The organism is Nostoc sp. NMS7, from assembly GCF_017115085.1.
Classification (GTDB): domain Bacteria; phylum Cyanobacteriota; class Cyanobacteriia; order Cyanobacteriales; family Nostocaceae; genus Nostoc.
The window spans coordinates 50,654-56,793 of sequence record NZ_JABXKJ010000210.1 but is presented as its reverse complement, the minus strand read 5'-3'; the positions used below and the strand labels follow the sequence as shown (position 1 = coordinate 56,793).

Annotated in this window: 4 protein-coding genes; 3 read left to right on the top strand and 1 reads right to left on the bottom strand. The window is 42.8% G+C overall.

Annotated features, from left to right (window positions below; translation table 11 throughout):
- Positions 1-57: 57 nt before the first annotated feature.
- Positions 58-1,029, bottom strand: coding sequence for a glutaminase A (glsA, locus tag HWQ38_RS24445; protein WP_292798754.1), 972 nt, complete (start codon positions 1,027-1,029; stop codon positions 58-60).
- 898 nt (positions 1,030-1,927) lie between these two features.
- Here glsA and HWQ38_RS24440 point away from each other — a divergent pair.
- From HWQ38_RS24440 to HWQ38_RS24430, 3 genes are all read left to right on the top strand, one after another.
- Entirely contained in the window at positions 1,928-3,031 is a 1,104-nt protein-coding gene (locus HWQ38_RS24440) for a septal ring lytic transglycosylase RlpA family protein (protein WP_292798752.1), read from the top strand.
- A 216-nt stretch (positions 3,032-3,247) separates the two neighbouring features.
- On the top strand, positions 3,248-4,855 hold the full coding sequence (locus HWQ38_RS24435) for a bifunctional pantoate--beta-alanine ligase/(d)CMP kinase (protein ID WP_292798750.1): 1,608 nt from the start codon (positions 3,248-3,250) through the stop codon (positions 4,853-4,855).
- Positions 4,856-5,355: 500 nt separating this feature from the next.
- Positions 5,356-5,958 carry a superoxide dismutase gene (locus HWQ38_RS24430; RefSeq protein ID WP_292798748.1) on the top strand — a complete coding sequence of 201 codons (603 nt, stop codon included), beginning with the start codon at positions 5,356-5,358 and terminating at the stop codon, positions 5,956-5,958.
- Positions 5,959-6,140: the final 182 nt, after the last annotated feature.

Below are 6,140 nucleotides of genomic sequence, written 5' to 3'. Positions count from 1 at the left end.
TGCCCAATGCCCAATGCCCAATGCCCAATGCCCAATGCCCAATGCCCAATGCCCACTTCACTCTTGGCCTGAACAATCAAATAGATGTAAACCTAACCGTTGAGAAAGTTCTTCACACACCTTTACCCCCCGCACACTGTTACCACGCACATCCAACAGGGGCGAAAAAACTCCAATGCCCATCTTATTTGGTACAACGGCAATAATCCCACCACAAATACCACTTTTCGCTGGAATCCCAATTTTATAAGCCCACTCACCTGCAAAGTTGTACATGCCGCAGGTATACATCACACTCAAAATATCTTTGATGTAACGCTTATCCACCGCCCGTTCTTTTGTAATCGGGTTAATACCTCTGTTAGCAAGAGTAGCCGCCATCACCGCTAAGTCTTGGCAATTCACCATCACAGCACACTGCTGGAAATAAAGATCCAGCGACTCTTCAATGTTCCGGTCAATCATGCCAAAGTTGAGCATCAGATGCGCCATTGCGCGGTTGCGATGCCCTGTACTGCGTTCTGAGGTAAAAACGGAAATGTCAACGAATACGTCGCGGCCAATATATCGCCGAAACATATCCAGCATTCGGTTAAGGCGTTCAGTTGGCCCGGAACCTTTAATTAAGCTGGTGGTGGCGATCGCACCTGCATTTACCATTGGATTATAAGGTCGCTTCGATTGCTCATCCAAAACAATCGCGTTGAATGCATCCCCCGTCGGTTCCACGCCAACTCTAGTTAAAACGTAATCCAGTCCATGATCTTCTAAGGCAAGTCCATAAGCAAACACCTTGGAAATTGACTGAATGGTAAAGAGTTGTTCCCAGTCCCCAACTTTGTAAACCTGACCATCTACTGTCACAATGCAAATGCTGAACAAGTCCGGGTTTACCTTTGCCAGTTCGGGAATATATTTCGCTACTGCACCCTCCCGCACTGACTTGTACTGCGAATGCAACTCATTGAGAAAAGCTTTTAATGGCGATGGATTTATTTCTAAATCTCCTTGATGTGCTTGGTCTGTCATCAGGCTGATAGCATTTCCCAAAATACCTACTATATATAGTAAGGGTCTACAGCCGCACATCCCTACAGTTGCAAAAATTTTTGAACAGGCAGCAAGCTGTAAAAAATCATCCTTGAGCAACTACTTAGGGCTAAAAACACCCACCGTGCTTGTTAATACACTTATACTTGTATCTCTAAGCGATCGCGAAGGTTTACTAATTTTTTGATCATTAATCACAAAAAATATTAAGTTGAGTATCGCCCTTTATTTTATACTCAGCAATACTTGGATTAGAAGTTACATTTATCACTAATTTTCGTCTAGTCATCGAGAATAAAAGTCATGATTAATCTAAGTAGAAAAAACTTGGAAAAAAGATATAAATCTTAAACGAATTTGGATAATTATCTCAGATGTAATTCATATCACGACTTATTCATAGGGAAATCTAAATATTTAATTAAATAAGTGATTTTAAGCATTTATGCCGATGTTATTTAATAAAAGTTATATTATGTCTTTAGAGGAAATGCCAAAATAGATGTTATCTAGAATACATGGGTAGTCAAGAACTTTTAGAACTGATGTCAATAGGGTATCGTCACTTTGGAGTGCAATCAGCATAAAGTTTTTTTCAGAAATTTAGGACTTGCCGAAAAAAGCGTTACATAGCCAAAGTCCCCATTTGAGAAAGGTTTCGCCCTTAAAATTGGAATTGGAATTTGATCTGGTTGCCTAAAATTACGCTAAAACCCTGATCCCCAACCCAAAAGGTTCATGTTAATGTGTTGCAGTTATGAATAACAAAGTGAAAGCGGAACGGGTTCGAGTTTTTCAGGAGGGAAATCACTTTCACAAGTGAAAAATTCCGCGAATCATAAAACTTAAGTTCTACAGTCGCTTTAAAAACGGACGCATGAATCAAAGACATTTGTGGACTATTGTTGCCCTGTTTATGACTGTTTTGGGGATACCCACAGTCGGTTGCACTCAAACCATCAAGGGAAATGCGCTAGCATCCCAAAAATCACCCGCCCCTGACGTAGTGAAGGTGGGAGAGTATCAGTCAACAGCAGGGAAACAAACCTTGGATGCTGTGATTACAGAAATTCATCCTCACAACATCGGAGGACGTAAGGCAGCAACCCTTTTTATCAAAAATATTCCCGTTCTCACATTTTTAAGTTCTGTATCAAATACGAATCTTGAAAGTAAAAAAGTTGGTGTAATTGGAGATGCTGGGGGCGTACAATCGTACGCCCTTATTGCTAGCAATTCACTAAAGGGAGTGAGTACTGGGAACGTAACGGGTGTGAGTGACCAGATTAGCTCTGTTGACAATGACCCGGTTCAGATAGCTGGTGTAATCGCAGCTAAAATAAACCAGTTGAATCGGGAAAATGTGGATGGGAGTAAGATTACCGTAAGTTGGAAAGCAGGGGAAAAATCCACTGCCAATCAAGCGCCAAACAAAAGCGCCCCCCTCCAGCAAGATGGCGATCGCTATATAATCAAAATTAATGACGAAGAATTGGTCGAAATCAACGAAGGTACGCGATTAGCCGGTACCACCAACAATCTCGCTCAAGATGCATTGCAAGTAACCAATCGCCTGCGGAGACTTTTAGGCAATGCATCTCCCTTAAAAGAAATTGCGAATTTACCAGTGCGTCTGCCAGTATCAATGCCAAAGCTGCCCCAAGAGCTTTCCATTGGCCCAGTGCGAATCTCCTTCAGAGGCATAGCTTCCTATTATGGCTATGATGGTTGTGGTAATAGTACTGCTAGCGGTCAGAGGTTCAATCCCGAAGGAATGACTGCCGCCCATCGCAGCTTACCCTTTGGTACAAAAGTTCGTGTAACCAACACCCACAATGGTCGTTCTGTAGTGGTGCGAATTAATGACCGGGGTCCATACGTTCGCGGTCGAGTCATAGACCTGTCTGCTGGCGCGGCTCGGATTTTGGGAATGATGGGCAGTGGCGTGGCACCAGTACATATTGAAGTCTTAGGGAAATAATTATTAGGGAGTAGGAAGTTGGGAGTTAGGAGTTAGGAGAGAGGCGATTAATCGCGTCTGTACAGGAGTTATGAGTTAGGAGTTATCCATCTCCCTCATCTCCCCCATCTCCCACTCCCCACTCCCCATAACAATTCCCCTAGCTCAATCTTCTCTTCCCTCTATTTCAGATATAAACTAACGGGGGAGGGATCGATAAGAACTAGGGGTATTTTTGTGCGCCTGCTGACAACAGTCGCAGCTTTACGCTGCTATTTAACTAAACGCTGCTCAGAAAACAAGCTGATTGCAGTTAGTGACGATCTGAGACTAGATGAGATGACTGGCTGGTATCAGACGGCAGTCGGTCTTGTGCCAACGATGGGAAATTTGCATCAAGGTCATTTAAGCTTGATTCAACGGGCGCGACAAGAAAATTCTACGCTGATTGTGAGTATTTTCGTCAATCCCCTGCAATTTGCTCCCAATGAAGATTATCAACGCTACCCCCGCACCTTAGAGCTAGATCAACAACTTTGCGAACAAGCTGGGGTAGATGCCATTTTTGCACCGACTCCTGAAGAAATGGCAGTTTCGCAAAAAAGTATAGAAGAATCAAAGGCTACACAAGTTATCCCCCCATCTGCTATGATCACAGGCTTGTGTGGCCGTTCTCGGCTAGGTCACTTTCAGGGTGTTGCGACGATTGTTACCAAACTTTTCAACTTGGTACAGCCTGACCGTGCCTACTTTGGTCAAAAGGATGGTCAGCAAGTGGCAATTATTAAACGCTTAGTAGCTGACTTAAATTTGCCAGTAGAAATTGTTGCTTGTCCAATAGTACGGGAAGCGTCGGGTCTTGCCTTCAGTTCTCGTAATCAATATTTGACGGTGACGGCAAAAGAGCAAGCATCGGTATTATATCGCGGCTTACGACGGGCTGAAGCTGCGTTTCGATCTGGCGATCGCAATAGCAGCAAGTTGATCGCAATAGTACAGCAAGAAGTGGCAATGGTCAGCACGGTTTTAGTGGAATATATTGAATTGGTTGAACCGACTACGTTGATGTCTTTAGAAAAAATTGAGGAGGAAGGAATGTTGGCGATCGCAGCTCGTCTTGGTGCTACACGTTTGATTGACAATATTATATTGCGCGATCGCCAACCGATCATCGCCATTGATGGCCCAGCCGGTGCGGGAAAATCTACAGTGGCGCGTCAAGTGGCAGCAAGTCTGAACTTAGTGTATTTAGATACAGGAGCGATGTACCGGGCTGTGACTTGGTTAGTATTGCAAAAGGGGATTGCTATTGATGATGAGTGTGCGATCGCCGAATTAACTAACCAGTGTAAAATTGAACTTACTCCTACCCAAGATTTACAATCGAGCGTGCGGGTTTGGATTGACGGTATCGATGTTACGCAGGCAATTCGCACGATCGAGGTAACATCTCTAGTATCAGCGATCGCGGCACAAAGCGCTGTACGTCAAGCACTGGTTAAACAACAGCAAAACTGGGGTAAAAGAGGTGGATTAGTAGCTGAAGGCAGGGATATCGGTACTCATGTCTTCCCCGATGCCGAAGTGAAAATTTTCTTAACCGCTTCTGTAACTGAACGCGCCCGTCGCCGTCAGCAAGACTTTAATAAACAAGGTCAACCCCAAGTAAGTTTAGAGCAGCTGGAACGGGATATTGCCGAACGTGATTGGAAAGATAGTACACGCAAAGTTTCTCCTTTGCAAAAAGCAGCGGATGCGATCGAAGTGCAAACCGATGGTTTGGATGTGTCTGAAGTGACCGCACAAATTGTTAACTATTACCGAGAGCGTTTATCTCAGTGGTAATCATCACAATTTGCTGTTAGTTTTTTAGTTTCAAAGGGTGGTGGGTGATTATTCACTTACCATCCTCAAAACTGCATTTAAAAATAAAATAGATAATTTTAGTATTGGCTATCTTTATTGACAATCAATCATTCTACTATAAATATTAGATTATTTAAATATTAAATAATCTTGCTTTCGACTGATTTTTCACATGGCAATTAATCCTACTAAAGGTAGAAGTATGAAAGCTTTAATTGTTAAATGCTAATTAATTATCAGTCTTTGGCTCTGAAATATTAGCCATTTTTATTTATAGTCATCAATTCATAGCGATTTGATTTATCATTTAAGTACTTTTTTCCATCTTCACTTGATCTTCACTTTAGTAGTAGAATGACGATGCTAAGTTTTATCCTCCATAATTGAGGACATAAAACTGCCAGAAACAAAAGCTGTTAATTTCCTAAGCTTCTGCAATAGTTTAAGACTGGAAACCGATCAAGAGAGGATTTCACACAATGGTATTTGTACAAGAACCACTCCCCTTTGATAAGAATGCTCTAGAGCAATATGGGATGAAAGCTGAGACTTTCGAGTATCACTATGGCAAACATCACAAAGCTTATGTAGACAACCTTAACAAGCTGACTGAAGGTACGGAACTTGCAGATAAGTCTCTGGAAGAGGTGATCAAAATTTCCTTCAAAGACTCTTCTAAGGCGGGAATCTTTAACAACGCTGCTCAAGTTTGGAACCACACCTTCTTTTGGAATTCCTTGAAGCCAGCAGGTGGCGGTACACCCACTGGTGAACTTGCAGCCAAGATTGATAAAGACTTCGGTAGCTTTGACAAATTCAAGGAAGAATTCTCTAACGCTGCCACAACTCAATTCGGTAGCGGATGGTCTTGGCTGATTGATGATGGTGGTACGCTGAAGGTGATTAAGACACCAAATGCAGAAAATCCGCTAGCTCATGGACAGAAGGCACTCCTAACCTTGGATGTTTGGGAACACGCCTACTACATTGACTACAAAAATGCGCGTCCAGCGTTCATCAAGAACTTCCTAGAACATTTGGCGAACTGGGACTTTGCTGCTAAAAACTTGGCTAAAGCTTAATCACTTGCCAGTTTTGAAGTGGCTTGGGATGCCTTTTAACAAGCTACTTCTCTACCAGAGGCTTTGCGTAGCTTGCTTCTCCGTAGGAGTATGCGTCTATGTGGCTTCTACTAGATATGTAAAGTAGAAACAATCAGTTAATTGACCAATCTTGTAAGCAGTCACGACTATCGTGACTGTTT